The 24399-nt window shown below is 68.6% G+C and carries 24 protein-coding genes; 13 read left to right on the forward strand and 11 right to left on the reverse strand.

The window, feature by feature from the left end; translation table 11 throughout:
* Nucleotide 1 precedes the first annotated feature (1 nt).
* Together ITJ49_RS16440 and ITJ49_RS18315 are read left to right on the forward strand one after the other, a co-directional pair.
* Nucleotides 2-1789 carry an N-acetylglutaminylglutamine amidotransferase gene (locus ITJ49_RS16440; RefSeq protein ID WP_194606638.1) on the forward strand — a complete coding sequence of 596 codons (1788 nt, stop codon included), beginning with the start codon at nucleotides 2-4 and terminating at the stop codon, nucleotides 1787-1789.
* Complete coding sequence (locus ITJ49_RS18315) at nucleotides 1759-3741, forward strand: prolyl oligopeptidase family serine peptidase (protein WP_370544583.1); 1983 nt, start codon at nucleotides 1759-1761, stop codon at nucleotides 3739-3741. Before ITJ49_RS16440 ends, ITJ49_RS18315 begins: the two co-directional genes overlap by 31 nt.
* Before the next feature lie 104 nt (nucleotides 3742-3845).
* Here ITJ49_RS18315 and ITJ49_RS16450 read toward each other — a convergent pair whose 3' ends face one another.
* Nucleotides 3846-4838, reverse strand: a complete 993-nt coding sequence (locus ITJ49_RS16450; protein WP_194606639.1) for a DMT family transporter — start codon at nucleotides 4836-4838, stop codon at nucleotides 3846-3848.
* A 71-nt stretch (nucleotides 4839-4909) separates the two neighbouring features.
* Here ITJ49_RS16450 and ITJ49_RS16455 point away from each other — a divergent pair, with 71 nt between their 5' ends.
* Together ITJ49_RS16455 and ITJ49_RS16460 are read left to right on the forward strand one after the other, a co-directional pair.
* Entirely contained in the window at nucleotides 4910-5458 is a 549-nt protein-coding gene (locus ITJ49_RS16455; RefSeq protein WP_194606640.1) for a CGNR zinc finger domain-containing protein, read from the forward strand.
* Between the two features lie 63 nt (nucleotides 5459-5521).
* Nucleotides 5522-5917: a hypothetical protein gene (locus tag ITJ49_RS16460; protein WP_194606641.1), complete on the forward strand. Its 396-nt coding sequence runs from the start codon at nucleotides 5522-5524 to the stop codon at nucleotides 5915-5917.
* A 106-nt stretch (nucleotides 5918-6023) separates the two neighbouring features.
* On the opposite strand, the gene ITJ49_RS16465 is transcribed toward ITJ49_RS16460, so the two are convergent.
* The 6 genes from ITJ49_RS16465 to ITJ49_RS16490 are packed head-to-tail and all read right to left on the reverse strand — an operon-like array spanning nucleotide 6024 to nucleotide 14206.
* Complete coding sequence (locus tag ITJ49_RS16465; protein WP_194606642.1) at nucleotides 6024-6701, reverse strand: hypothetical protein; 678 nt, start codon at nucleotides 6699-6701, stop codon at nucleotides 6024-6026.
* Nucleotides 6694-10650 carry a type VII secretion protein EccCa gene (gene eccCa, locus ITJ49_RS16470; protein WP_194606643.1) on the reverse strand — a complete coding sequence of 1319 codons (3957 nt, stop codon included), beginning with the start codon at nucleotides 10648-10650 and terminating at the stop codon, nucleotides 6694-6696. Before eccCa ends, ITJ49_RS16465 begins: the two co-directional genes overlap by 8 nt.
* Nucleotides 10647-11480, reverse strand: a complete 834-nt coding sequence (locus ITJ49_RS16475; protein WP_194606644.1) for a hypothetical protein — start codon at nucleotides 11478-11480, stop codon at nucleotides 10647-10649. The genes eccCa and ITJ49_RS16475 overlap by 4 nt, the downstream gene beginning before the upstream one ends.
* Nucleotides 11480-12838: an EsaB/YukD family protein gene (locus tag ITJ49_RS16480; protein WP_194606645.1), complete on the reverse strand. Its 1359-nt coding sequence runs from the start codon at nucleotides 12836-12838 to the stop codon at nucleotides 11480-11482. The genes ITJ49_RS16475 and ITJ49_RS16480 overlap by 1 nt, the downstream gene beginning before the upstream one ends.
* Nucleotides 12835-13128 carry a hypothetical protein gene (locus tag ITJ49_RS18320; protein ID WP_194606646.1) on the reverse strand — a complete coding sequence of 98 codons (294 nt, stop codon included), beginning with the start codon at nucleotides 13126-13128 and terminating at the stop codon, nucleotides 12835-12837. Before ITJ49_RS18320 ends, ITJ49_RS16480 begins: the two co-directional genes overlap by 4 nt.
* 58 nt (nucleotides 13129-13186) lie before the next feature.
* On the reverse strand, nucleotides 13187-14206 hold the full coding sequence (locus ITJ49_RS16490; RefSeq protein ID WP_194606647.1) for an FHA domain-containing protein: 1020 nt from the start codon (nucleotides 14204-14206) through the stop codon (nucleotides 13187-13189).
* 221 nt (nucleotides 14207-14427) lie between these two features.
* Here ITJ49_RS16490 and ITJ49_RS16495 point away from each other — a divergent pair, with 221 nt between their 5' ends.
* The 7 genes from ITJ49_RS16495 to ITJ49_RS16525 all read left to right on the forward strand — a co-directional run bounded on the left by ITJ49_RS16495 (nucleotide 14428) and on the right by ITJ49_RS16525 (nucleotide 20550).
* The gene (locus ITJ49_RS16495) at nucleotides 14428-14763 is read left to right on the forward strand and encodes a hypothetical protein (RefSeq protein ID WP_194606648.1); all 336 of its coding nucleotides are present in this window, start codon (nucleotides 14428-14430) and stop codon (nucleotides 14761-14763) included.
* Between the two features lie 10 nt (nucleotides 14764-14773).
* Nucleotides 14774-15088, forward strand: a complete 315-nt coding sequence (locus ITJ49_RS16500; protein WP_194606649.1) for a pore-forming ESAT-6 family protein — start codon at nucleotides 14774-14776, stop codon at nucleotides 15086-15088.
* 26 nt (nucleotides 15089-15114) lie between these two features.
* Nucleotides 15115-15492: a DUF6507 family protein gene (locus ITJ49_RS16505; protein WP_194606650.1), complete on the forward strand. Its 378-nt coding sequence runs from the start codon at nucleotides 15115-15117 to the stop codon at nucleotides 15490-15492.
* Nucleotides 15489-18134 carry a hypothetical protein gene (locus tag ITJ49_RS16510; protein ID WP_194606651.1) on the forward strand — a complete coding sequence of 882 codons (2646 nt, stop codon included), beginning with the start codon at nucleotides 15489-15491 and terminating at the stop codon, nucleotides 18132-18134. Before ITJ49_RS16505 ends, ITJ49_RS16510 begins: the two co-directional genes overlap by 4 nt.
* Nucleotides 18131-18574 (forward strand): hypothetical protein, encoded by a 444-nt coding sequence (locus ITJ49_RS16515; protein ID WP_194606652.1) that lies wholly within the window; start codon nucleotides 18131-18133, stop codon nucleotides 18572-18574. Before ITJ49_RS16510 ends, ITJ49_RS16515 begins: the two co-directional genes overlap by 4 nt.
* A gap of 230 nt (nucleotides 18575-18804) precedes the next feature.
* Complete coding sequence (locus tag ITJ49_RS16520) at nucleotides 18805-19500, forward strand: hypothetical protein (protein WP_194606653.1); 696 nt, start codon at nucleotides 18805-18807, stop codon at nucleotides 19498-19500.
* Between the two features lie 51 nt (nucleotides 19501-19551).
* Nucleotides 19552-20550: a hypothetical protein gene (locus ITJ49_RS16525; protein WP_194606654.1), complete on the forward strand. Its 999-nt coding sequence runs from the start codon at nucleotides 19552-19554 to the stop codon at nucleotides 20548-20550.
* 10 nt (nucleotides 20551-20560) lie between these two features.
* On the opposite strand, the gene ITJ49_RS16530 is transcribed toward ITJ49_RS16525, so the two are convergent.
* Complete coding sequence (locus ITJ49_RS16530; protein WP_194606655.1) at nucleotides 20561-20938, reverse strand: hypothetical protein; 378 nt, start codon at nucleotides 20936-20938, stop codon at nucleotides 20561-20563.
* 4 nt (nucleotides 20939-20942) lie between these two features.
* Entirely contained in the window at nucleotides 20943-21998 is a 1056-nt protein-coding gene (locus ITJ49_RS16535) for a DUF6177 family protein (protein WP_194606656.1), read from the reverse strand.
* A gap of 86 nt (nucleotides 21999-22084) precedes the next feature.
* On the opposite strand from ITJ49_RS16535, the gene ITJ49_RS16540 reads away from it, so the two are divergent.
* Nucleotides 22085-22426, forward strand: a complete 342-nt coding sequence (locus tag ITJ49_RS16540; protein WP_194606657.1) for a DUF1294 domain-containing protein — start codon at nucleotides 22085-22087, stop codon at nucleotides 22424-22426.
* 25 nt (nucleotides 22427-22451) lie between these two features.
* Here the strand turns inward: ITJ49_RS16540 and ITJ49_RS16545 are convergent, their stop codons facing one another.
* Complete coding sequence (locus ITJ49_RS16545) at nucleotides 22452-23153, reverse strand: hypothetical protein (protein ID WP_194606658.1); 702 nt, start codon at nucleotides 23151-23153, stop codon at nucleotides 22452-22454.
* 89 nt (nucleotides 23154-23242) lie between these two features.
* On the opposite strand from ITJ49_RS16545, the gene ITJ49_RS16550 reads away from it, so the two are divergent.
* Nucleotides 23243-23755 (forward strand): DUF427 domain-containing protein, encoded by a 513-nt coding sequence (locus tag ITJ49_RS16550; protein WP_055957359.1) that lies wholly within the window; start codon nucleotides 23243-23245, stop codon nucleotides 23753-23755.
* Between the two features lie 109 nt (nucleotides 23756-23864).
* Here ITJ49_RS16550 and ITJ49_RS16555 read toward each other — a convergent pair whose 3' ends face one another.
* On the reverse strand, nucleotides 23865-24389 hold the full coding sequence (locus ITJ49_RS16555) for a DoxX family protein (RefSeq protein WP_084815839.1): 525 nt from the start codon (nucleotides 24387-24389) through the stop codon (nucleotides 23865-23867).
* Nucleotides 24390-24399: the final 10 nt, after the last annotated feature.

Genomic DNA, 24399 nt, shown 5'->3' on the forward strand with positions numbered 1-24399 from the left:
CATGTGTGGACTCGCCGGTGAGCTTCGATTCGATGGTGAGCGGGCGGATGTCGCCGCGCTCGCCCGCATGGCCGGGTGCCAGGTGCATCGGGGCCCCGACGGCGACGGCCTCTGGTCGCGCGGGCCTGCGGGTCTGGCGCATCGGCGCCTGTCGATCGTCGACCTGTCGCCCGGCGGCGCCCAGCCGATGGTCGATGCCGAGCTCGGCCTGACGATCGCCTACAACGGGATGGTCTACAACTACGTCGAGCTCCGCGACGAGCTGCGGGCGAAGGGCCACCACTTCTTCTCCACCTCCGACACCGAGGTGATCCTCAAGTCCTATGCCGAATGGGGAACGCACTTCGTCGACCACCTCATCGGCATGTTCGCGATCGCCATCTGGGAACACCGCAGCGGTCGGCTGATCCTCGCCCGCGACCGCCTCGGCATCAAGCCGCTCTACTACGAGCAGACCGCTTCGCGCCTGCGGTTCGCGTCGACGCTGCCCGCCCTGCTCGCGGGTGGCGGCGTCGACACGTCGATCGACTCGGAGGCGCTGGCGAGCTACATGACCTTCCACTCGGTCGTGCCGGCCCCGCGTACGATCCTCGCCGGGGTGAAGAAGCTCCCGCCCGCGACCGTGCGGGTGGTCTCCCCGACCGGCGAGGTGGACGACACCACCTATTGGGAGCCCTCGTTCACCCGCGATCCCGCGCGGAGCGGATGGAGTGAGACGCAGTGGCAGGACGCGGTCATCGATTCGCTGCGCACGGCTGTGAAGCGGCGCATGGTCGCCGACGTTCCCGTCGGGGTGCTGCTCTCGGGCGGCATCGACTCGAGCCTCGTCGTGGCGCTGCTCGCCGAGGCGGGCCAGACCGATCTCGAGACTTTCAGCATCGGCTTCGACTCGGCCGGCGGAGAGTCGGGCGATGAGTTCGAGTACTCCTCGATCGTCGCGAAGGAGTTCGGCACGAAGCACCACCGGATCCCCATCGCCTCCGACAAGCTGCTGCCGGGCATCGACGGAGCCATCGCCGCGATGAGTGAGCCGATGGTCAGCCACGACTGCGTCGCCTTCTATCTGCTCAGTCAGGAGGTGTCGCAGTCGGTCAAGGTCGTCCAGTCGGGCCAGGGGGCCGACGAGGTGCTGGGCGGCTACGACTGGTATCCGCCACTCTCGGGCGTGCCGCGCGACGGGGCTGCCGAGGCCTACGCGTCAGTGTTCTTCGACCGTCGCTGGAACGACATGAAACGCTGTCTGCGGCCCGAATGGCTGGAGGAGAACGACTCGCCGTCGGCGTTCGTTCGAGCTCACTTCGCTCGCCCCGGCGCCGACACGTCTGTCGACGCGGCCCTTCGTCTCGACACGACGATCATGCTCACCGACGATCCGGTCAAACGCGTCGACAACATGACTATGGCCTGGGGGCTCGAAGCGCGCGTCCCCTTTCTCGACCACGAATTCGTCGAACTTGCGGGGGCGATCCCACCCGATCTGAAACTCGCCGACGGGGGCAAGGGAGTGCTGAAGCGCGCCTCCCGAGGCATCGTGCCCGACGCGGTCATCGACCGGACCAAGGGCTACTTTCCGGTGCCGGCCATCCGTCAGCTCGAAGGCCCCTACCTCGAGAAGGTCCGCAAAGCTCTGCTCGACCCTGCCGCGAAGTCGCGCGGACTGTTCCATCCGGCTACCGTCGAATCGATGCTCGCGAACCCGAACTCCGCCCGGACGACCCTCGGATCGAACGCGCTCTGGCAGCTCGCCACGCTCGAGATGTGGCTGCAGGCGCAGGGCGTGACGTCGTGAGCGCCCCCGCGGGCGGGGTTTCGTCGGGGTCGGCCGTGGCGGATCCTGTGCTCGCCGACCCGTTCGTCGAGTCGCTCGTCGGCGCGTGGGGATCGTGGGGTCCGACGATGACTCGGAACGCCCGCCGTGTCGCCTTCGTCAGTGATCGCTTCGGCACACCCGAGGTCTTCGTACAAGACGTCGTCGTCGCGGGCTCACTGCCGACGCCGACCCGGATCTGGCTCTCGGACGACCCTGTGATCGCGGTCTCGTGGTCGGCCGACAGCGACTGGCTCGCCGTGGCCGTCGCCACCGACGGGGGAGTGCGGCAGCAGGTCTGGGTCGTGCGCCCCGACGGCTCCGACGCGCAGCGGATCGCGGGCTCGCGCGACCAGCATGCCGAGCTCGGCCCCTGGTCGCGCAGCGGGCACCGCGTCGTCGTGACGCTTCCGTCGACCGAACCCGAGCAGCCGGCCCGCTCGTATCTCGTCGACCCCTCCGACGGGAACCGCGTCGATCTCGCCTCGGGCGACCTCATCCACATCCTCGACCTCTCGGTCGAAGAGCGGCTCGTCGTGCTCCGCGACGGCGGCCGCGGACACGAGTTCGTCGTGATCGTCGACCGGCTCACTGACGAAGACCACCCCCTGCTCACCTCGCCGTGGGCCGGTTCGGCCGAGACGGCACTGATCCGCCCCTCGCCAGAGAGCGAATCCAGCCCACTCATCGCGTATCTGTCGACCGAAGCGGGACTCCCGCGCCGACAGCTCGTCGCCATGCCGATCGGCCCACACGGCTGGCGGGGCACAGCCCGTGTGCTCGCGGGGCGCGACGACGCCGAACTCGAAGAACTCGACGCCGACGATGCCGGGCGTTTGCTGCTGCTCGTCTGGAACGTGGCCGGGCGCAGCGAGCTCGATCTCTACGATACGGCTGCCGGATCCTTCTCGCCCGTGCCCGGACTTCCCGGCCAGGTGGTGACGCACCCGGTGCTCTCGCGCGACGGGCGCAGCGTGCTCGCGACGGTCGAGGGGCCCACGCGACCGCGCGCGCTGTGGCGGCTCGATACCGCGGCGCTGACCTGGACGCGCGTGACCGACGGGCCGGCGCTGCCGGACGGTCTCGTCGAGCCCACGCTCGAGACGTTCACGGCGCGCGACGGGCTCACGCTGACGGGGTGGCTGTACCCGGCTGTCTCGTCCGGTTCGGCTGGGCCGTCCGGTTCGGCTGTGTCATCCGGCTCGGGTGTCGCGGGCGCAGGATCCGGCGGCGCCGCCCTCATCCACCTCCACGGGGGCCCCGAATCGCAGGAGCGCCCCACATTCTCGGCCCAGCACCAGGCTCTGGCCGCGGCCGGCATCACCGTGTTCGCCCCGAACATCCGCGGATCGTCCGGCTTCGGCAAGGAGTTCGTGCACGCTGACGACCTCGAACTGCGCTGGTCGGCACTGGCCGATGTTGTCGACGCCGCGCACCACCTCGTCGCGCGGGGCCTCGCCGATGCCGCGCGCATCGCCGTCGAGGGCCGCTCGTACGGCGGCTACGCGACCCTCGCCTCCCTCGCGTTCACGCCCGACGTGTTCGCGGCCGGGGTCAGCGTCTGCGGAATGAGCGACCTCCACACCTTTTATCGCGACACCGAGCCCTGGATCGCGTCCGCCGCCACCACCAAGTACGGCCACCCGGTCGACGACGCGGCACTGCTCACCGCGCTGTCTCCGATGCGGGCGGTCGATGACATCGCCGTGCCGCTGCTCGTGGTGCACGGCGAGCTAGACACGAACGTGCCGATCGGCGAGGCCCACCAGGTCGTCGCCGCTCTGCGAGCGCGTTCGGCACCGGTCGACTACCTCGAGCTCGCGGGTGAAGGGCACGAGTACCGCCGGCTCGAGTCGCGGCGGGCGCTGGTCGCGCGCATGGTGGAGTTCGTGACCGGCGCTCTCGGCGTCGGCATCGGCGCGGAGCGTCGCTAACCGAATCACGCATCGCCAACCGAGACGACGGTGAGTCTTGCGTAAAACGGTAAGCGAAGGATCCGCGCGACGCCGCTGAACACGACCGTGCCCACGCGGTCGGCTCAGGCCGGCTGGGCCGGCGTCGGCACGATGGGCACCGATCCCGTCGGCGTCTGGTCGAGCGTCGTCGGAAGCGTGGCTGTCAGGGCGTCGCTCCGCGCCGCTCGGACGCACGCGATCCCGACCAGGATGGCGCCGCCGCCGAGCAGCTGCGGCACGGTGAGCCGCTCGCCGAGGAGGAGCCAGGCGTAGAAGGTCGCGGCGACCACTTCGAGCAGGCCGGCAAAGGAGGCGAGGCGTGATCCGAGTCGCTCGGCGGCGGCGATGTTCGCGGTGTAGGCGATCGCGGTCGCGACGACGCCGATCACGACGACGGGTACCCACCAGGCGACGGGTGACCCGAACAGCGCGACATCGCCGAGGGGTGCCTTGAAGGGGACCAGGCGCACCACACCGGCCAGAGCGAGCGACGCGGCCCCGAGCAGCAGGCCGAAGGCGGCGAGTGCCACCGCGGGGAGCCCGTTCGGCGGGGCGGCGGCCACGACGTAGTAGATGGCGCAGCCGATCATGGCGCCGACGGCGAAGAGGAGGCCGATCGGATCGAGCGCCACGCCGGATCCTGGGGCCACGACGAGAACGAGACCGACCAGCGCGACCACGCTGCCGATGAGCACCAGCGACTGCGGGCGACGGCGGCTGCGGGCCCAGGCGACGGCCACGAGCAGAAGCGGCGCCATGTATTCGAGCAGGATCGCCGTGCCGACGGGCACACGCTCCAGGGCGGCGAAGTAGGTGAGCTGTGTGGCTGCGACGCCGATCGCGCCGGTCGCGACGACCCGCCAGCGGTTGCGCCAGAGGGCGCTCCAGCGCCCGCGCAGAGCGACGGCGGCGAACGGTGTCAGCACGAGCCCGCCGACGAGCGACCGCACGGTGACGGCGGCGGCCGGACTCCAGCCCGCCTCGAGCAGCGGCTTGGCGAAGGCGCCCGAGAGGCCGAAGGTGAGGGCGGCGACGACGGCGATGACGAGGCCGGTCGAGGTGGTGGAGCGGGGCATGGCGACTCCTGGCGGGAGGGTGGCGGGGTGGGTGATCCACACGCTAGTGTTGTCGCGAGTAAGGAGTCAACTTGCATTTTGCCCCTGACACAACCGAGACGCTGGAGTTCGTTGTGGCGCTCGTGAATACCGCCCCGGGCGCCACCCGGTCGGGAGAGGACGGGCTGCCGGATCCTGCCGCCCTGACCGCTCTGCTCGACGAGTACCGCTACTCGGGGCGGTTCGATCGCGACCCGGCCGAGCTCGCCGAGGTGCTCGACGCCCGAGACCTGTTTCGCCGGCTGTTCGCGCTCGATCGGGGCGACGCGGTCGCCCTCGTCAACCGGCTGCTGCGCGACGCCTCGGCGCTGCCCCAGCTCGTACGGCACGACGAGTTCGACTGGCACCTGCACGCGACCGAGCCGACCGCGCCCCTGGCCGAGCGCATGCGCGTCGAGGTCGCCCTCGCGCTCGTCGACGTGCTGCGGACCGACGAGTTCGACCGCCTGCGAGAGTGCGCCGCCCCCGACTGCGAGGGCGTGCTTGCCGACCTCTCCCGCAACTCGTCGAAGCGGTTTTGCAGCGTTCGGTGCGGCAACCGCATGAACATGGTGGCGTTCCGCGCCCGCGCAGCCGACTGATCGGAATTCGATAGCGCCGGTTCAGGATCCGAGGCGGAGAATGAGCGCAGGAGCAGACACCTCATGCAGACCATCAGCTACAGCATCTCGATCGTTCTCTTCGCCGCGATCCTGGCAGAGACGATGGTCAGCGTGCGCGCCTCGAAAGCGGTGCGGGGGTCGCGCGAGCGCTACGTCGCCCTGACGCAGCGGCGCCTTCTGAGCTGGGCTGTCATCGTCGGGTTCGCGGTCTCGGGCATCGTCGGTGGTCTCGCGGGTGAGCCGTTTTCGTACCTCAGCCTGTTGATGGCCGCCTACCTGCTCTCGCAAGAACTCAAGAATCACGGCGATGACGACGACTGGTTCAAGGGCCGCAAGAAGAAGATCTGGGGCGGTGTGAAGAAGCGGCTGAAGGCCCTCGTGCGGCCGCCGCGGGTGTCGAGGCCGCCGGTGCGTGTGCCGTCGCCGGCGTTCGGGTAGCGCTTCGGGGCCGGCCCGCCCGATGTGACGCGGTCCGGCCAAAGCGACGCGGCGCGCCGAGTGCAATTGGCCGAAACGCGTCACTTCGCCTTGACGGAAGCGTCGGTCAGCGTGCCCGCCGGTGCATCGCGAGCAGCTCGCCGGTGCGCTTCGCGAGGGCAGCCTGAGCCCGCCGGGCCGGGAGGCCGAGGCGCGTAAGGGGGATCCTGCCGTCCATCGCCAGAGCAGTATCGCTCGGGAACTCCGCCACACAACCCTGGCCGAACCGATCGCGAAGGGCTCCCGCGAGTCGCGCCGCCGAGCGGGAGTAGCCGGTGGCTCCGTTGGCGACGACGACGACGCGCGATAGCCCGGCCGAGCCGAACCGCTCCGACACGGCCGTGAGCAGTTCGTCGGCCAGCGCGAGCCCGGCGGGGGATGCCGCGGTGACGGCGATGAGCAGATCGTGCGGCGCCTCGAGGGCGTCGATGCCCCCGGTGGCTGCGTGCGGTCCGATGTCGTGGAGCGCAAGCGAGTCGTCGAGCTGCGCCACATCGTCGCCGTTCGTGAGTCGCGCCCCAAGGTCTCCGCCGGAGTGGTCGTACAGCACCGGTGACCCCTCCAGCGAGTGGCGGACGCTCTCGAATACGAGGGCGGCGAGAGTTGTCGTACCCGTCCCGCCAGCAGTCCCGGCCAAGACGACCCGGACACCTCGCGTCTCGCGACGCCGCTCGAACTCGCCGACACCGAAGTCGGCGGGAACGGCCCGGTCGCGTTGATTGGGGCGGAAGCGCTGCTCAGGCATTGGTTTTCACCGCCTCGAAATGCGCGACCTGCGCGACGAAGGGACGCTCGCCGCGGCGGATGAAGCGTCCGCGTCCGGCTACCATCTGCTCCGCGTAGAGGCGAGGGAGGATCTGACCCTCGCTGCGTTCGCCGGACATGAGGAAGGTCGACCCGCCCGTGTCGCGGAGCGCTTGCAGCGATGGGTCGAACAGAGCCCGCTGCAGGCCGGCGACCGGACGCGCGAGCAGTACGCTGAGCCGGAGATCGCGTGCCGACGGGAAGTGTGGTAGCAGCGGTCGGAGCGGCTCGGTACCACCGGACGCGAGGATGTCGAAGTCGTCGGCGACGACGACGATGCGGGGACCGGCCTGGCGGTCTGCCGAGGCGGCGCGCTTTGCGAGCTCCTCCGAGATCGCCGTCGACAGCTGCCGAGCCTCGATGGCCGACGATGCGTAGCCGCCGAGGTAGTCGTCGGGGACGACATCCTGCAACGTTCCTCGGGCATCCATGACGGCGATCACCAGTTCGTCGGCGGTGTACCGCTCGACGAGCGCCTCGACGAGACCGCGCAGGAGGGTCGTCTTCCCCGACGCGGCATCTCCGAAGACCGTCAGATGCTGGTCGGTGTGGGCGAGGTCGAGAAGGGCTGGCCGCATCGTGTCTTGACGCAGGCCGAACGGAAGTCGGTCGGGCTCGTCGAACACATCCGGGAGCTCGGACGGCGGGTAGTCGGCCGGGAGCAGTCGGATCGGCGCGGCGCCCGGCCCCGTCCAGCTCTCAGTGGCACGGCGGGCCAGAATCGACATCGCCTCGGCAACGCCGTCGTCGTCCACATCGTCGAGCACGGGCAGGGCTACCTGGGCGAAGCGGCGCTCCTCGGTGATAATGCGCCCCTTCTGCGTCGGCTGCAGGGTCTGGGCGAGCTTGCGGTCGATCACCGAGTCGGAGGCGTCGTTCAAACGCAGTTCGAGTCGCGTGCCGATCAGCGGCTGCAGGTTCATGCGCACCTCGTTCCAGCGAGTCAGGGCCAGCACAACGTGGATCCCGAAGCTGGAACCGCGCTGCAGTAGCTCGGCGAGGGGCGCGTCGAAACGCTCGAACTCGTCGCGCACGGCCCCGTAACCGTCGACGAGGAGCACCACGTCGGCGGACGGCAGACCGGGCAGCTCGCCCGCGTCGTGGCGCGACCGGAGCGACTGCAACGAGTCGATGCCGGCCTCTCGGAACAGCCGCTCGCGAGCCACGAGCATGAGCTGGAGCTCCTCGAGAAGACGCTGGATGCGGTCGGGATCCGCGCGGGTCGCGACACCCCCCACGTGAGGGAACCCCTCGATGCGGGAGAGCCCACCTCCCGAGAGGTCGAGGCCATAGACCGAGATCTGCCGGGGCGTTGTCGTCAGCGCCGTCGCCGCGGCGATCGAGCGGAGGAACGTCGAGCGCCCGGTCTGCGGGGCGCCAATGACCGCGGCATGCCCGCCGGAGCGCGTCAGATCCAGGAACCAGGATCCCTGCGACTGGCTGGTCGGGTCGTCGACGAGACCCAGCGGGATCCTCATCGCCTCGTCGCGTTCGCGGCGACCGCTTACCACCCGCGAGAGGGCGAGGCGGTCGGGCAAAGGAGGCAGCCACACCGGGTCGACGGTCCGCCCGGCGATGCGGAGCCGGTCGACGGCCTCGTCGACGAGGGCGCGACCCACGGCGGGCCGTTCGAGTTCCTCCTCGGTGGGCTCGCCGTCCGCGCCGGTCGCGGCTGACTCGTCGGCGGCGAGAGTGTTGAAGAGGGGCAGGATCCGCGGCTCCGGCCTCCGGTCGGCGTCGTTCGCGCTGGCCAGCGTCTGCTCAATCGGCCCGGAGACATAGCCCGCACGGAATCGCTTGTAGATCGACGTGTCGACCTTGAGGTAGCCGTATCCGGGGATCGCGGGGAGGTGGAAGGCATCGGGGCGGTCGAGGATTGTGGTCGACTCAGCCTCCGAGAAGGTGCGCAGGCCGATCCGGTACGACAGATAGGTGTCGAGCCCGCGGAGCTTGCCGGCCTCGATCCGCTGACTCGACAGGAGCAAGTGCACACCGATCGAACGGCCGATGCGGCCGATGGTCATGAGAAGGTCGATGAATTCGGGTTCGGCGGTGAGCAGCTCCCCGAACTCATCGATGACGAGCAGCAAATGCGGTAGCGGCGGCAGCTCGGGGCGGCGAAGTCGGAGCTCGCGGTAGTGGGTGATCGACGGCGAGCTATCGGCGTCGCGCAGCACCTTCTGCCGGCGCACGACCTCGCCGGCGATCGATGCCCTTGCGCGCTCGGTGAGCCCGGCGTCGTCCTGAAGGTTGTCGATGATGCCCGCGACATGGGGGAGTCCCGCGAATGCTGCGAATGCGGCGCCGCCCTTGTAGTCGACGAGCACCATGCTGAGGTCTTCCGGCGAGTGCGAAAGTCCGAGGCCCAGCACGAGGGTGCGGAGCATCTCGCTCTTTCCGGAACCGGTCGCGCCGATGCAGATGCCGTGTGGACCCATGCCGAGCTGTGCTGACTCCTTCAGATCAAGGAGGATCGGGGTGCCGAAGTCGTCCAGGCCGATCGGGACGCGCAAGAAGTCGCGTGGTGAGCGTTCCGTCCAGGCCGTCTCGGGGGAGACCTGCGTGACGTCGCGGATGCCGAGGAGGTCGGTCACGCTGATGCCCTCGACCGACTCGGCCTCGTCCTGGGCGGTGAGGCTGAGCCGCAGCGGCGCAAGCTCGCGGGCGAGAGTGGTGAAGGTCGCGAGCTCCACCGGGTCGACCCGGAGGGTCGAGGTGACGACCTCGCCGGCGCGCTCCACCCGGGCATCGGTCACGACGGCGTCGCCGCCGTCGACCGTGATGCGGACGGTGACGTCGGACGGCTCGTGCATCCGGTCGCTCAGCAGATGTATTGCGGTGACCTGCAGATCGGCGAGATCGAGATCGGCGTCGGGGACCGGAAGCGCGCTGGCCACGTGACCGTAGTCGTCGATGAAGACGACGAGGCGGGAGCCGGAGGCGGGCTCCCGGGATCCCGAGCTTCGTTTGGCGGTCGCCGCGAACTGGGCGCGGTCGGCGAGCTCGCCGCCGATGACGCGGAGGAGCGCCGTCGTGTCGGCCGCGATCCGGCGAGCGGAGACCGGCCCGTCGAGGAGCTGATCGTCGACTGCGTGCGGCAGGAGATCGAACCCCTCCCAGTCGGCAGCCGAGTCGGCGGGGAAGGCGGCGGCCAAGTGCAGGTCGTCGGGAGAGTGCAGCGCCGCAAGCTGGCAGAGAAGGGCGCGGGCGGCCCGGACGACACCGTCGCGGTCACCGATGAGAGCGACGTGCCCGGCGCGATCGAGATCGACCGTGACCGGAAGGCCTGCGACAGTCGAGTAGTGGCGGGCCACCGACTGGGCCTCGGCCTGCATGATCGGGTCGAACGGCTGCACCGGATTGTCGTCGTGCGGCAGGGTCACGTCGAACCAGCGGACGTCGCCCGTCCCGAGACGGACGTCGAGGAAGTCGCCGTCGAAACGGCGGCGCTCCCAGAGGCGCGCGGGATCCTGGACCAGCTCCGTCATTGACGTTGGGTCGGGATTGAGTGTTGTCGCCTTTGAGCGGACCTCACGAGCCCGGCGGCGCAGCTCGCCCCTGGTCCGCTCGAGGAAGTCGAGATACCGTTCGCGCTGGGTACGACGGGTGCGGGCGGCGTTACCCCGCTGCGACACTGCCATGCCGAGGCCGCCGACTAGGGCGACGACAAGCACGAGTGCTCCGACCACCATGAAGACCGGGTTCGCGTTGCGGAGCACGACGATCATGATGATCGACGAGAACGAGCCGACCACGGGCAGAAGCGTCTGGATTGGAATGCCGCCGACTGGCCCTTCGGTAAGGGCCGGCGGCGGAGCGAGCTGTTCCTCCTCCTCCGGGCGGAGCGGACGGCTCACCCGCGTGGGGCGGTGGACGAGACGGCGGGTCATCGGACGACCTCGGGCATAAGAGCCGCGGCGAGTCGCGTCGTTGCCAGCCGGGAGGCAGTCGAGAGGTCGGCGCCGGCCGCGGGCGCGGCACTCGAACGGACGGCGTCAAACGGAATTGTCACGATGCGGGTGCCGGGCTCCCAGCGGACCGCCCCTGCGGCTCCGCGCCCGGTGCCGCCGAGGTCGACCGCGGCGACGACGACGCGGGGCTGGCTCGCGAGCTGCGCCAGAGCGCGCCCGACGGCGACAGCGTCTTCCAGCCCGGAGCGATCCGCGCGGGCGACCACGCACACAGCGTGGCTGCCGGCCGCGACCCCACCGAGGTCGAGCTCGGGTCGGCGGATGCCCCAATCGGTGCAGACGACGTCGAAGAACCGCGTGATGGGGGCGATGGGCCGGGCCCAGTCGGCCTCGGTGGCCGCGATAGCGTCCGGCCCGGGGCGGACGTCGACGAGGTGAACGCCGCCTGGGGAGAGCGGGAGGCCCGCCGAGGCGTCGGCGAAGGACTGTGGCCGAAGACGACGAGGATCCGCCGCCCCACCGGGTCCGGCATCGTCGCCGCCCGCGTGCCACATCAGAGTGCGCCCGCCCCCGGACGCATTTACGCCGAGCACGGGGCCAACCCGGCGATGCGCCAACGTCGAGGCGACGGCGGCCGCGACGGTCGACGTTCCTGTGCCGCCGGAGAGCTGCACGAAGGCGATTCGGTGGCTGAGGGCGAGAGGTGCGCGGATGATGTGGTCGGCGCCCCGGAGTTCGCGGAGGCTCGACGCCGTCGAACCGAAGAGCAAGGCGGGCGTTGCGGCGAGGGCTCCACCGAGTCGCGACATCAGAACGACCCCAGCAGCTCGGCGAATACGCCGAATGACCCCAGCAGGACGGGGATCAGCGCGATCATGGCGAGGGTCTCCAGGAGGTTGCCGACGCGCCGGAGAGAGGCCCGCTGGTGAACCGCGGGCTGTGCGATCACGAGCGCCGCTGCCAGAAGGCCGAACCCGAGGAGCACGGCCGGCGCGAGCGCGCCAACCCGATAGCTCGACAGGGTGAACAGCACAACCGGGATTAGCACGGCTACCCACAGCGCCCAGGATTGCGCCGCCAGAGGGAATGCGCGGGTACGGAGTGCCGCGATCAGGACGGCGAGGCCGGCGAGCGCGTTTGACCACGGCTCCTGCGACACGGCCAGCCCGGCGAGGCCAGTCACCAGGGCGGTCGCGACGGCGAAGGTCGTCCAGGTGAGGGCGGAGTAGGCGTCGTCGACAGTTCGGAGGACGGCGGTCCGCTCCGCGAGACGCCCAGCCATTACCTGGTCGTCGAGTCCGGTTAGCCCAGACGCGCTCATGGCGTACCAGGGCACGAGCCCGCAGCCGACCACCGCGAGCGTCGTCATGATCGCCGCGACCTCCACTCCGGGAAGCCCGGCCGCAAGGAGGACGATGAGGACCGCCGCCGACACCACCCCGATACCCGAGCCGAGAGTGGCAGGACGAGATCTTTGACCGAGGCCCGCGACGAGCAGCAGCGACAGCCAGCCGAAGAGAAGGGTCGGCGGCACGGTGAAGGCGAACAGATCGAAAAGGTACTGGCTCTTCGTCGTGATGACGTCGCCGCTTGCGCCCAGTCCGTATTGAAGCGCCGGCGCGACCAGCATGCCCGAGGGCAGCGAGAGGCCAAGGGCCACGCCGAGGAGCGCTCGGGCCGCCGTGCCGCGTCGACCGAGAGCCAGACCGAAGCCCGCCAGTGCGGCCGCGGCCCAGACGACGAGGGGCAGGATTCTCACCCCATCGTTCTCCGGCACCTCGAGACCGGCGACCAGAGCGAGGACTCCCAGAGCCAAGGATCCGAGAACGGTGCGGTGCGCGGCCGACCACAGCCCCTGCCGGGTCGCAAGCGTTTCGCTCACAGTGTCGGTCACATCGCTCACCTCGGGCGGCGGCGGCGCCTCGTCGAGCCGGAGCAGGCGGAGCACCTCGCCGTCGGAGACGCCCTGCTCGGCGGCCGTCTGGGTCGCGTCCAGCTGCTCGCCGGTGAGGCGGACGAGCGTGAGCGGTCGAGCGACGCTCGTGACGCGCTCTTCGAGCAGCTCCATGAGGCGGGGGATGAGCTGGCCGAGCGACTCGTCGCTCGGCACGACGAGGGTGGCCCTTTTGACGGAGCCGACGATGGTGACGCGAGTGAAATCGGTCACGGGGCGCTCGTCGTCTGCGGGGCGGCCGTGCTGCCGCCGACGCCGATGCTGCTCGGGCTGGTGCCGACGCTCGTGGTGCTGCTCGCTGACTGGTTCGCGATCGCCGAGAGCACGAACGCGGTGCCGACGCATCCCGCCGAGATCACCGCAGCAAGGACGACGCTGCCGATCAGCCGCTTCACGTTGTCGTTGACGTCGCGCCGTTCGGCGAGCTCGCCCACGAGGAACGCGCCGCGGAGGCGCGCCCGGTGCGTCTTGACCGATTCCAGGAGGATCGCGTCGTTGTTCACGAGAGATGTCCGTTCATTGCGCGGGATGAGGAGGAGTGCGGCTTGCGCCGTCGCCGGTTCAGGCCGGATCTCCCGGGAGGATTTCGATAGAGCGTCGACCGATCTCGACCCGCCACCCGAGGGAGGCGGCCGTCTTGAGCCCCGGCACCAGCGGACGGTAGCCTCCGGACGAATCGACGATTGCGCTGCCGCTGGCCGAGTTGAGGTCGGTTACCCAAAGAAGGCCGTCGCGCCAGTCGAGGAGCGCATGAGTGCGAGACAGACTGCGCGAGAGGTCGGGGAGTGCGTGCACGGGGGTGCCACCGCCGTCGGTCTCGGGATTCCGGCCGACGAGGAGGGAGCCGCGCAGGGGAATCTCGTCGCCGGAGTCGAAGACGAGTCGCACCGACGCATAGGCCGGGCCACCTGACTCGGCGGGGGCTGTGGCGCGGGACCCGTGGCGGCTCCGTCGGGGTGCGGCGCCGGGGTGGGCGGCGTCGGTCCCTGGATCCTCGGCTCTCTGCCCCTGAGGTCTTTCAGACGGACTCGGCTCGGCGCCGGCCACCGCATGCTCGGCCAGGATGGCGAGGGCGCGTGCAGGCTCGAGCGGGTCGCGTCCTCTGGTCAGGTCGGCCGTGAGAAGGGAGCGGGGCCTCCGGGTGACTATCGATGGGACGACGGCGTCGACCACCGACGGCGGAAGCGCGGTCAGGTTGTCGACGCGCCGCAACCCGAGGAGGCGGAGACCGAGAGTGCGGCCCGTTCGCGACAGCACCATCACCTGCACGATGACGGTTGCGAGAACGGCGACACCACCGGCGACGGCGATCACGGCGGCATGAGAATTGGCGGCGACACCGCAGAGACCGACGAGTGCCGCGACGACGACGAGAAGACCGATGTCGATGGCGTCTGCGGAGCGTCGTCGGGCGGGAGCCGAAGGCACCACCCCGGCGAGCAGGCCGCCGGTCTGCGACAGGGCCCCACCCTCCGTGGCCGGCAGCTGCCGCGCCCCACAAGTCGTGCAGAAGAGGTCGTCTCCGGGCAGGATCCGTGCGCACCGCGCACAGCTCAACGACCCGAGCAACGCACCGCTCATCCGACTCTCCCCCCGGTAGCTCGACTTTGAGAACTCATCGTATCGACCCCGAAGCGCCCGGCGAACCGCTGCTTCCCGACCGGGCGACGAAGTGCCGACAGCAGGCCGGGGGACATTTGCCGAGGAGGGTTGCAGTCTGCACACGAGGGGCTCACAGTGGTATGAGTTCAAAGTCAGAAGTTAGCCCGGACTCCGGGCGAGATCGAACAAGGGGGAGCTCGATGAAGTTCGCAATGGGAGCCGATACGCTCGGCGTTCTGGGAAAGAAGACCGGCGGTGCGTCGCAGGACCTCGGCTCGCAGGTCAAGGCACTGCTCGCCGCCGCCGAACCGCTGCAGGGCAAGTTCAACGGTCAGGGCCGGGCCGCATTCGACCGATTCAAGGGCCAGTCCGACGAGGTCGCTGGCGAACTGAACGCCTCGCTCGCCGCTGTGCTCCAGGGTATCGGCGGTATGAACACTGCATTCGGCACCGGCGACCAGCAGATGGCCGACGAGCAGTCGCAGGCAGCAGGCTCCGTCAATTTCGACTCCGCGCGCTTCGGCGCGGGCCACTGAGGGGAATCCCATGTCAGGCAACCAGTCAGACCGTCGCGACTACGACGTCGCCGCATCCCAGAGCGCGCAGGACAACTTCAACACGGTCGCGTCGCAGCTCGAGGCGCTCATCGATCAGCGCGACGGCGACGTCCGCGCGGCCATGAGCGACTACCAGGCCGACGGCGTCTCGGACGAGTATCAGGCCAAGGAGCTCCGCTGGAAGAACGCTGCGGCCGAGGTCAAGCAGATCATCCGCACGCTGCGCACCTCTCTCCAGACCAACGACGACACCGCGTCCTCGACGCTGCAGAAGGCTAAGTCGGCCGTCGACAACATCGGCTGAGGAGTAGTTCGCAAGGGGGGAACACCATGGCGTGGAAAGTCGATCCGGCCGGCGTGAAGTCGGTTCTCGGCACCGTACAGACCGAGAGCAAAACCATCTACGATGCCGTCGGAAAAGTGGACGCCTGCGTGCAGAGCGCGGGCTCGTCGGCGCAGTCCGAGGTGATCGGGCAAGCGCTGACCGAGTTCTTCACCTCGTTGGAGAAGTCGTTCCAGGCGATTCAGAACCGGATTCCCGCCTCCATCGACGGCGCCGCCGCGGCGACGAACGCGATCCTCCACGGTGACGAGGAGATGGCCGCGACCGCGGAGGCGAATGCTGCGAGCAGCGCGGCCACGGGTAATTTCGACTACTTCTCGTCCGCCGCCGTCACCAGTCTCGGAGAGACGGAGAGCCCCAAGTGAGTCTCATCGATCCGAACGCCCTCCCCGGAGAGGGTCTGCGGCCCTGGGTGGTCGACGCTGAGGCCACCACCCTGAAGGGTCTCGGCTCCGACATCAGCGACGGCGGTGCCGCAACGCTCCGGGCGTGGCAGGCCATCTCCGCCTCGTACCAGTCCGACGGGGCCGAGGGGCTTTACGACGTGATGACGCCGGTGGGTCAGGCGACCACCGCCATCGGCGACGGCTTCGCCACGGTTTCCGCCGCGCTTACGACCTACGCCGCCGAGACCACTCCCATCCAGCAAGAGCTCTCCGCCCTGAAGGCGGAGGCCCAGACCTTCGTGTACCAGGCGAACAATTATCAGCCGCACGACCAGGCGACCACCGACATCTGGGTCAAGGCCTCCAACGGCGTGATGGGTTTCATAGCGCCCCCGAAAGTCACCATCGACTCGTGGGATCAAGACCAGGCAATGGTCGATAAGAACAACGACCTTATCCGGAGGGGCGCCGATCTCGCCGAGCAGTGGCTCCAGGCACAGCAGAAGTGCGCCGCCGCGATCCTCGGCGCGGCCGGGCAGAGTCCCGACTCGACACGGGGTCAACAGACTCCCGCCCAGCTGATGGCAGCCGCCGAAGAGATGATGCCTAAGCTCCCCTGGGAAGGCGAGAAAGACATCTCGACGCCTTGGGGCTTGACCGGCAGTCGTCAGGAATCCTGCGGCGAGAAAACGCTCGGATTCCCAGCGCACCTCGTCGGGGGTGTCGTCACCGGGGCCTACAAGATGATTCAGGGTGTCAACACCCTGCTCACCGGCTACGACGGTACCGGGGTGCCCTGGTACGCCGAGCTCGCGGCCGGCGCGATCATGGGCCGCAAGGACGTCACGGACGACGCCTGGAGTCGTGCTGGCGCCACGTACAGCAGTGCATGGCTTGGCCTCGGGCACCTTGCGAATGCCATCAACCCCGTCAAACAGGGTTGGGACGCCGTCGTCCTCTCGCCCGTCGGCGATCTGCTTCCCAAAGGTATCCGCGAGCCGATCGTCGACGACGCGCGCGAGGACGTCACTGCCCTTGCCGACACCGTCGGTGGTCTGGTCGGGCTGAAGCTCCCCGACGAATGGTGGGATGCGAAGTCGTGGGACGGCTACAACATTGCGCAGGCCTGGGTCGACAATCCCGGCGGCGCCACCGGTGAGTCGGCGTTCAACATCGGATCCTTCTTCATTCCGGGGGCCGGCGAGGCCAGCGCCGCCGCGCACGGAGCCGGAGCGGCCGGAGCCGCCGCGCACGGTGCCGAGGCCGTCGGCGACGCCGCCCGCGTCGGCACCGAGGGCGCGGAAGCCGCTGCGCGAGGTGCCAGCAAAGCCGACGCGTTCGTCGACGCCGCTCACGGGGTGACCGAGGCCGACCTCGGCACTGTCGTCAAGGGCATCGACGACGGCACTCTCAAGGGAATCGACCACCTCGACTTCGACCCCGCCGACATTCCGGTCAACGACGTCAAGATTCCCGACGATGTGGCAGGCCTGCAACGCGACTGGGCAGGATCCGACGCCCCGACCGAGCACGTCCCGCTCCCTGAGCGTGAGCCAGCACTCGTCGGCGCCTCGCACGATGCCGCCGCCGCCGATTCGGCCGGCGACGCTGCGCACGGCCCCAGGTCCGAGTTGAACTCAGCCGACGGCCCCGTCGATTCCCCTCGTCCGGCCGAGACGTCGACCGGGGGCGAAGGATCCTCGCACACGTCCTCGGGCACCGGCGAATCCGGCGGCTCCGCCTCCCACGGCGGCTCCGGCGCCGGGCATGACGGGGGCGGCTCATCCGGCGGTGGCCACGGTGGTGGCGACGGTGATGGCGTCGTCGAGCCAGGTGGACCTGACGGATTGACTCCGGGTGATCCCGGAGTCCACCAGGGGCCCGTTCCCGAGAACTCGATGCTGCTGCCTACAGGGGAAACCCACGCCATCCACGGCTCGCCGGACAACCTGGCCGCCTCGGCGCAAGAGGCTCATGCATCGCTCGAATCGACCGTGGCATCGCACGGTCTCAGCATGAAGGAATTCAACGAACTCGCCTACCACACGCCGATCGACAAGATGAGTCTGGGGGATGCGCAGCTTCTCCATGACATACGGCACTCGTTGCCCGAGCCGAAGATCGGCGAGGAGATGCAGAAGATCATCTCGCAGACGACCATGGAGAAGTATTTTAACGGGCACTTCTCCGACGGGGGCTCCCTCCGAGGCTTTGTGAGCAAGGCGTCTGACGGCGCGGCACTGCACACTCCTGCGGAGGCGTTCGACGGTCTCGGTCTCGGCTACAAAGGTACAGATTTCTCTAAGGCCGACGATGCGGTTTATGCCATTCGGTACAAGAATGATGGTTTGACCGAGATGTCGATCCCCGACGGCCAACTCGCCGCCGAGATAGGCAGGCCGGGTTATATCGACCCTAACCACGGCTACCCTGGTGATCCGTTCCTCGGGAATGGCTTTGCTGGCACCGGGCATAAAGTTTTACCAGAATTGAAGGTTACGGATGAGGCTGGACGTCTCCCTGACGGCGCCGAGATGTGGCGTATCGACAAAAACGGTCATCAGACCCTTCATGCTGTCCTAACTGACCAAGCCAAGACCTGGTTTAAGGTGGCTCCATGAGTCTTCCTCAGTCGGATGTGCTTCGGTCGTCGGGCGGATACGCACTCGTGGACGGCGTCTGGTGGTCGAGTAGTCGGCCCATCGACGGCGAGGACGCAGTACTCCTCCAAGAAACCGACGGGCCACCCGCGAAGGGTTTCTCGGCGGGTTCGAGGCCGGGCGTCTATCTGAGAAAGGTCGCGCCTGATGAAATCACGCAATTTGCCAAAATTGTGGTCACTGCTTCTATCGATGGCCTCGGGCCGTTCGCAATTACGGCTGTCAGCCTGCCCCAGGTTCACGTGGTCTATCGGGGAACTGATCGCGATGCAGCCGCTCTTCTACCCGGTCTCAGCACCGGAGACGCGTACCAGGAGGGAGGGGATGTGCTTGGTACCGTCGACCTTTCCCGGGTGACGAACGTTCGTGAGAAAATTTCGCCGATAAGTATCACCCCCTAGATTTGCGAAAGTAGACCATGCTCCAGATTGCTGCACTGCCCGGTCGAGAGACGGAATGGCTTGTCCACGGGGGTGACATCGTGGGTGGCTACGTCGTCCGTGTGGAGGACGTCGAGTGGGCGTCTTCACCCCGTCAACTTTTTGACGTTCACGGGCTCGGGTTCCCTGGTTCGCCGCTGACAGCGGAGGCACCGTTCATAGACGTCATCCGGTTTTCCGAAGCGTCAGATATGTCTCTGACAGTGCCTCTTGGGCGCCCGAGCGACGTCGACGTCGACAACGCCCAGGGACCGTTCGTCGATCACCCTCCCTTCCGCGGGCTCGGCTTTACACCCGCGGGCGACAACGTGGCGCCGGTCTGGTGGCTCGACCCGGTCCGGTTCCCACCTGGCGCCAAACTCTGGCGTTTTCACGCCGACGGTCGTCAGATGCGACTGGCCACTTACCCTGATGTGGCGCAGGGGTGGGTTCCCGTCGACGGTCTTGCTGTTCGGCAAGATCACTCGCTGCCGCCGTCGGACTTGCTCGGCACGATGGGCACGTGGCGAGGAAATCGCCTCCTCGTCGATCTCATCGGCGAGGGTCTTGCCGTCCTCGGATCGTCCGTGCCCGTTCCGTCTGCCGACTTCATTGAGACACGTCGAGGGGTGTGGTCGAAGACAGTACCCATCTCCGAGATCGAAAGTGTCTCATCTCTCCGACTCACAGCCAAGTGGAGGGGGCTCGACTTTCAGGTGGTGAGTCGGAGCGCCAGCGGCGGCCAAATTGCTGCACGAATCGTCTACGTCGGTCGAAACGCGTTGGAGGCGGAAGCAGTCGGCCTTCAGAAGATCGATGCCGGTTTCTACCAGGCCTTTGTTCCGATGGACGAGCTCACGCAGACGGCAGGCGTCGAGATCTCACGGACATCCGTCGACGCCTCCTAGGTGGCGTTTCAGAACACTGGTGAGGTCCTCCCGGAAGCGGGCACGAGCGCGATGAGTGACACATTTGACGACGTGCGTGCCGCCGCTGAATTTCAGAAGCAGATCGCGCAGACCATTTTTTCTGCGCTGCCGGCCGGGGGTTGGTCGGAAGCGACGGGTTATTTCGTCCAAGCAGGGCGAATGACCAGCACCTCAGTCTTTTTTGTCTTGGATTCTGGCCGTGAAGACGGCCTTTCCCTGGGCCGGACCATCTCGGATCCTTGGCGAGACATGCGCCAAGCCATGGCCGACCCCGAGAAGGGCGCCTGGCTGGCGTCGATCTTGAGGCTCAGCCCCAAAGGATCCTTCCGCTTCACCTTCGAGTACGATCGTCGCCCCAACACGCAGGCGGATGACCTCCTCGAGCCTGAGCCTCCCGGGCGGGTTCAGCTTCCGACGGATGACGCCTGGCGGGACGATTTCGCGGTGTATCCGAGAAAACCCGAATTCACACCGCCGTGGCTGGCTGCGCTCGTCGGCGACGGAGCCGGGTCACCCGCCTCACGCGAAGCTCCGTCTCATGATGTGTTTCAGGGGTCGCCTTCGCTGTCAGCGGCCCTCGCAGCAGCCCCCACCTGGCCGGAACAGTTGGCCGGTCTCGATGGTCGGTGGGGTTGGCCCGACGTCTTCGCGTCGGCCTCTGATCACACGGTGGCTCGGTTGAAAAGTGATGCCGACTATGTCGCTGTTCTTGCTGACGCGGATCGTCGGTCGGAGTGGGCGGGTTGGCTGGACAGCCTGGCTCAGGATGTGTTCGGCGACGTCTATGCCGAGGTGTTGTTGCGGCGTGATGTGTCGATCCTCCTTCGGTTCTGGCGTTCATTGGTCGAAGTAGGTGCGGTTCCGGAACGGTCGGGGGTGGACGAGCTTGACCCGAATGCTCCCATCGGCCCGATCAGCTCTGTACGGCCCGAGCTTGTGCAGAGGCTCCTCGACGATGTCATGGATGCGCTGACCGACATCATCGACCAGCAGCTGTTCGACCGATTCGGCGTCCGGCCCGAGGCCTGAGGACGCACCTTTAGTCGCCGGGCAGCGCCGAACTGTCCACGAGGCGACCACCGAGCTCGCGGGCGATCGCCTCGGCGAGGAGGGCACCGGGATCCTGCGCGCCGCCCCACGGAACGACGACATCCGACCACCAAAGCGACTCAGCGGGCAATGGGAGCTGTTCAAGACCGGGCAGGATCCGCGAAAGCTCGCTCAGCCCGGGCACCTTCCGCGGGTGGAGCACCGTAAGCACCGGGTCGAGCGCCTCTGTGTGGAAGCGGGCGAGGAGACCGCCGGCGTCCAGCGTGAGCGACACCGGCCCGCCATCGACGGCGAGAGACATCGCAGCGGCGCGGAAGACCGCGTCACTCGGCATCTCGGGGGAGAGAAGAACGTATTCGCGAGGCATCGAGTCAGGCCTCCCCGGCACGTCGGTAGGTGACACCCGTCAGTTTCTCGAGTCGGTCCGGTCCCAGGTCGTCGATGACGGCGGCCGCGCGCGGCCACCCGCCGGTGCGATCGGCCGGGTCGTCGCGAAACGGGAACACCAGGGCCGGCACGCGCGGTCGCCCGGCCGTAATCGCCCCGAAACGGGATTGCATGGCCGCAGGGTCGAGCCCCAGGTCGCGGACGGCCGGAGCGCCGAGGAGGAGCGCGACGGGCTCGGGATCCTGGCGCACGAATGGTCTCGTCGTGAGGTCTTTGCGCCCGACACGAGTGAACACCGTCGCCACCAGCGGCAACGCCTCTGCGGTAAGGGAGGCCAGCACACTCGGCGCCGCCTCGAAAGCCTGGGCGACCTCGGGGGAGCCGGGCTCGCCGACTCCGATTAGCCCGGTGAACACCTCTTCGACGCCTCGATTCGTGCGCCGCCCGAGGAGGCTCGCGAGCATCGGGTGCTCGTCGTCGCCGGTGATGATGAGTCGAGTGTCAGCCGGCATGCGGTCGCGGATGGCCGTGGTCAGGGTGTCTTTGTTCCAGGTCTTGTCGCAGGGTTCGGAGGTGCCCCACCAGCGAGGGCTGCTGGCTCCGCCGAGCGCAGCGAGGACCTCGGCGGCTCGTCCCAGCCGGGTGCCCTCGTCAGCGCGGTGCCGGATCGACGCCGACACTGCGAACTGCACTTGGTCGGGCTGCTCGAGGTTGGCGAAGCGCGGCGCGACCACATCACCCGCATTCGGCGTCTCAAGGATGCTCTCGAGGGACGACAGCGCGCGTCCGCTGATCCCGTCGCGGAGGCCGCTCGTCGAGCGGACCACCCAGACGCCGCCCGCGATCGTCATGATGTCGCGATAGGCGTCGGTGAGCCTCGTCTGCTCGTCGCTGACCAGAACGACGCGGAGACCGGCGGCTCCCGCTCGGAGGAAGAGGTCGGCGCGTAACGGGGTCAGTGCCACCACGCGAGCACGGGTCTCGCTGTGGACGAAGCCGGGGCCGCTGCCGTCGACGAGGGGATGGGTAAGCGCGGGCACGATTCGAGCCTAGCCGCAGGGTCGGTCGCGTCGGTGTATCGGTAGGCTCGGGGATCGAATCGGCGCGGCGCCGGTAGCATCACGGGGTGCGCCTGAGAACCCTGCTGCCCCTCCTCTCGGTCCCGGCCTTCGCGGCGCTTTTCGTCTGGCGCGCGTCGTGGCGGGAGTTCCCGTGGGGAGCGCCGTGGATCTACCTCGTGCTGAGCGTGCTGCTGTTCGTCGTCTACGGCGTCGATAAGCGGGCGGCGCGGCGCGGTTCTTGGCGAATTTCGGAGCGCAACCTGCTCATCGTCGGCGTGCTCGGCGGGTGGCCCGGCGCGGTGATCGCGCAGCAGGTGTTCCGGCACAAGACCCGCAAATCGTCGTTCCAGTGGGCGTTCTGGGCGACCGTGACGGTGAACGCGGTCGTGGTGCTCGCCTTCGTCTGACCCGCCGCCGGCGTAACGCCGGCTGCTAATTCGGCACGGGCCCCGACAGCTCCTCGACCACAGCGACGGCGGCGGGCCAGTACGACGCATAGTGCTGCGGATCAGCGTTGACCTGCACCGTGTGCGCGAGCAGCGTCGGCTGCATGGTCTGCCAGCCCGGCACCTTCACGAGCTTGGTGAAGAAACTCGTCGCCGCGGTGAACGGCGTCATCCGGTCGGTGTAGCTGCCCCACGCGCCGTTGTCGCGTTGCTGGAACAGACCGCGGCTGTCGGGTCCGACCGCATCGCCGTGGTCGACGTTGACCAGGCTGGATTCGCCCATCGCCGTCATCACGCCGACCGCCTGCGTGTGCGTGCCGATGCCGAGGGCGCGCGCGGCGTTGATGATGTGCGCGGCGTTGATCAGCTGATCCTGGCAGTACCCGGCGACCGGACCAGCCGGCACGTGCACCGTGCCGATCTGTTTGGGCGCAGCGGCGGGGCACGAGACGCTCGCCGCAGTGGGTGCCGCCGCCGACGGCTCGAAACCCCCGAGCAGCGCCGACCGAGCCGCAATCACGATCGCGATCGCGAGGGCGATCACCAGGCCGCCACCAAGAGCGACTCCGAATCCGAGGATCCGCGACGACGCCCCTGGCACAGCCGCACCACCGGTTCGACGCCCGGAGCTGCCGCGCCGCCCGGACCCCGCGCCGCGGCGGGTCGCAGGTCGGCGTCGGGTGGGCACCATTCGAGGGTAGGCGATGCCCACGACGGTGCTTTCCGCCTCGAGGACGAATTGGGGGGATCTGCGGGAGGAGAGAGCACGATGGAGGCATGAGACACGTGAGACGCGCGCCCGTGAAGCCGATCGAGCCCGGGCCCGGCCAGGAGTCGGTGTGGGACTACCCGCGCCCGCCACGAGTGGAGCCCGTGACCGAGAGGGTCGTCGTGCGCCTCGGCGGGGTGGCGGTGGCCGAGACGCGCGAAGCGTTCCGAGTGCTCGAGACGAGTCACCCACCCGTGTACTACCTGCCGCGGGCCGCTTTCGTGGCCGGGGCGCTGGATCCTGCGCCCGGTCGCTCGCTCTGCGAATTCAAAGGCCAGGCGTCGTACCTCAGCGTGACGGGTGGTGGCGTGACCGCGGAGCGCTCGGCCTGGACGTATCGGGAGCCGTGGGCTGGCTACGAGATGCTGCGCGACCACGTCGCGGTCTACCCGTCGGCAATGGAGTCATGCGAGGTCGGCGGCGAGGTAGTGCAGGCACAGGAAGGCGACTTCTACGGCGGCTGGATCACGTCGAAGATCGTCGGGCCGTTCAAGGGGGCGCCGGGCACGCTCGGTTGGTAGCTGGGTCGGCACGTACGCGCCACCAATTTAAGAGCGATTCTGCCTCAGCCGCACCCGCGGGAGTGCCTGCCGACCCAGATCGCTCTCAAATTGGCGGCGCAGCGCCGAACTAGACGGCGTCGGGCGACGGCGCCTCGGGCTCGGCGGGCGGGGCGTTCCGCTTGCCGAGCTCGATGACGGCGGCTGACGCGGCGAACCCGGCGACGAGGGCGAACAGGGTGCCGCCGGCTCCCCACTTCTTCTTACCGATGAGCCCGTCGAACGAGGCACGGCCGGGCCCGGCCGCGATCGCTCCGAGCGCGGCGACCAGCACGGCGTTGTATTCGTAGCCGCCGTCGGCGTTCCACGGTCCGTTGCTCAGGTGCACCTTGCGAACCGCGGTGACCATCGTGCCGATGAGTCCTGCCGCGGCCAGGGGAGTGGCGGCGCCGAGCACGACGGCGGCGCCGCCCGCGGTCTCGGTTGCTGCCGCGAGAAGGGCGTTGCGCTTGGCGGGATGGATGCCGAGGCTGCCCATCATGCCGGTCACGCCCTCCAACCCGGGGCCGCCGAACGATCCGTTGAGCTTCTGGAGGCCGTGGCCCACGAAGAAGCCGCCGACGGTGATGCGAAGAAGAGTTGTGCCGAGAGTCATAAGGGTTGTT

This window comes from Frondihabitans sp. VKM Ac-2883 (genome assembly GCF_015350875.1).
In the GTDB taxonomy this organism is placed as follows: Bacteria; Actinomycetota; Actinomycetes; order Actinomycetales; family Microbacteriaceae; genus Frondihabitans.

Bases quoted from the DNA above. Each gene is read 5' to 3' on its own strand.
- ITJ49_RS16440 (WP_194606638.1), top strand. From the start codon at position 2: ATGTGTGGACTCGCCGGTGAGCTTCGATTCGATGGTGAGCGGGCGGAT.
- ITJ49_RS16450 (WP_194606639.1), bottom strand. From the start codon at position 4,838: ATGCCCCGCTCCACCACCTCGACCGGCCTCGTCATCGCCGTCGTCGCC.
- ITJ49_RS16460 (WP_194606641.1), top strand. From the start codon at position 5,522: ATGCAGACCATCAGCTACAGCATCTCGATCGTTCTCTTCGCCGCGATC.
- ITJ49_RS16465 (WP_194606642.1), bottom strand. From the start codon at position 6,701: ATGCCTGAGCAGCGCTTCCGCCCCAATCAACGCGACCGGGCCGTTCCC.
- eccCa (WP_194606643.1), bottom strand. From the start codon at position 10,650: ATGACCCGCCGTCTCGTCCACCGCCCCACGCGGGTGAGCCGTCCGCTC.
- ITJ49_RS16475 (WP_194606644.1), bottom strand. From the start codon at position 11,480: ATGTCGCGACTCGGTGGAGCCCTCGCCGCAACGCCCGCCTTGCTCTTC.
- ITJ49_RS16490 (WP_194606647.1), bottom strand. From the start codon at position 14,206: ATGAGCGGTGCGTTGCTCGGGTCGTTGAGCTGTGCGCGGTGCGCACGG.
- ITJ49_RS16495 (WP_194606648.1), top strand. From the start codon at position 14,428: ATGAAGTTCGCAATGGGAGCCGATACGCTCGGCGTTCTGGGAAAGAAG.
- ITJ49_RS16500 (WP_194606649.1), top strand. From the start codon at position 14,774: ATGTCAGGCAACCAGTCAGACCGTCGCGACTACGACGTCGCCGCATCC.
- ITJ49_RS16505 (WP_194606650.1), top strand. From the start codon at position 15,115: ATGGCGTGGAAAGTCGATCCGGCCGGCGTGAAGTCGGTTCTCGGCACC.
- ITJ49_RS16515 (WP_194606652.1), top strand. From the start codon at position 18,131: ATGAGTCTTCCTCAGTCGGATGTGCTTCGGTCGTCGGGCGGATACGCA.
- ITJ49_RS16520 (WP_194606653.1), top strand. From the start codon at position 18,805: ATGTCTCTGACAGTGCCTCTTGGGCGCCCGAGCGACGTCGACGTCGAC.
- ITJ49_RS16525 (WP_194606654.1), top strand. From the start codon at position 19,552: ATGAGTGACACATTTGACGACGTGCGTGCCGCCGCTGAATTTCAGAAG.
- ITJ49_RS16530 (WP_194606655.1), bottom strand. From the start codon at position 20,938: ATGCCTCGCGAATACGTTCTTCTCTCCCCCGAGATGCCGAGTGACGCG.
- ITJ49_RS16550 (WP_055957359.1), top strand. From the start codon at position 23,243: ATGAGACACGTGAGACGCGCGCCCGTGAAGCCGATCGAGCCCGGGCCC.
- ITJ49_RS16555 (WP_084815839.1), bottom strand. From the start codon at position 24,389: ATGACTCTCGGCACAACTCTTCTTCGCATCACCGTCGGCGGCTTCTTC.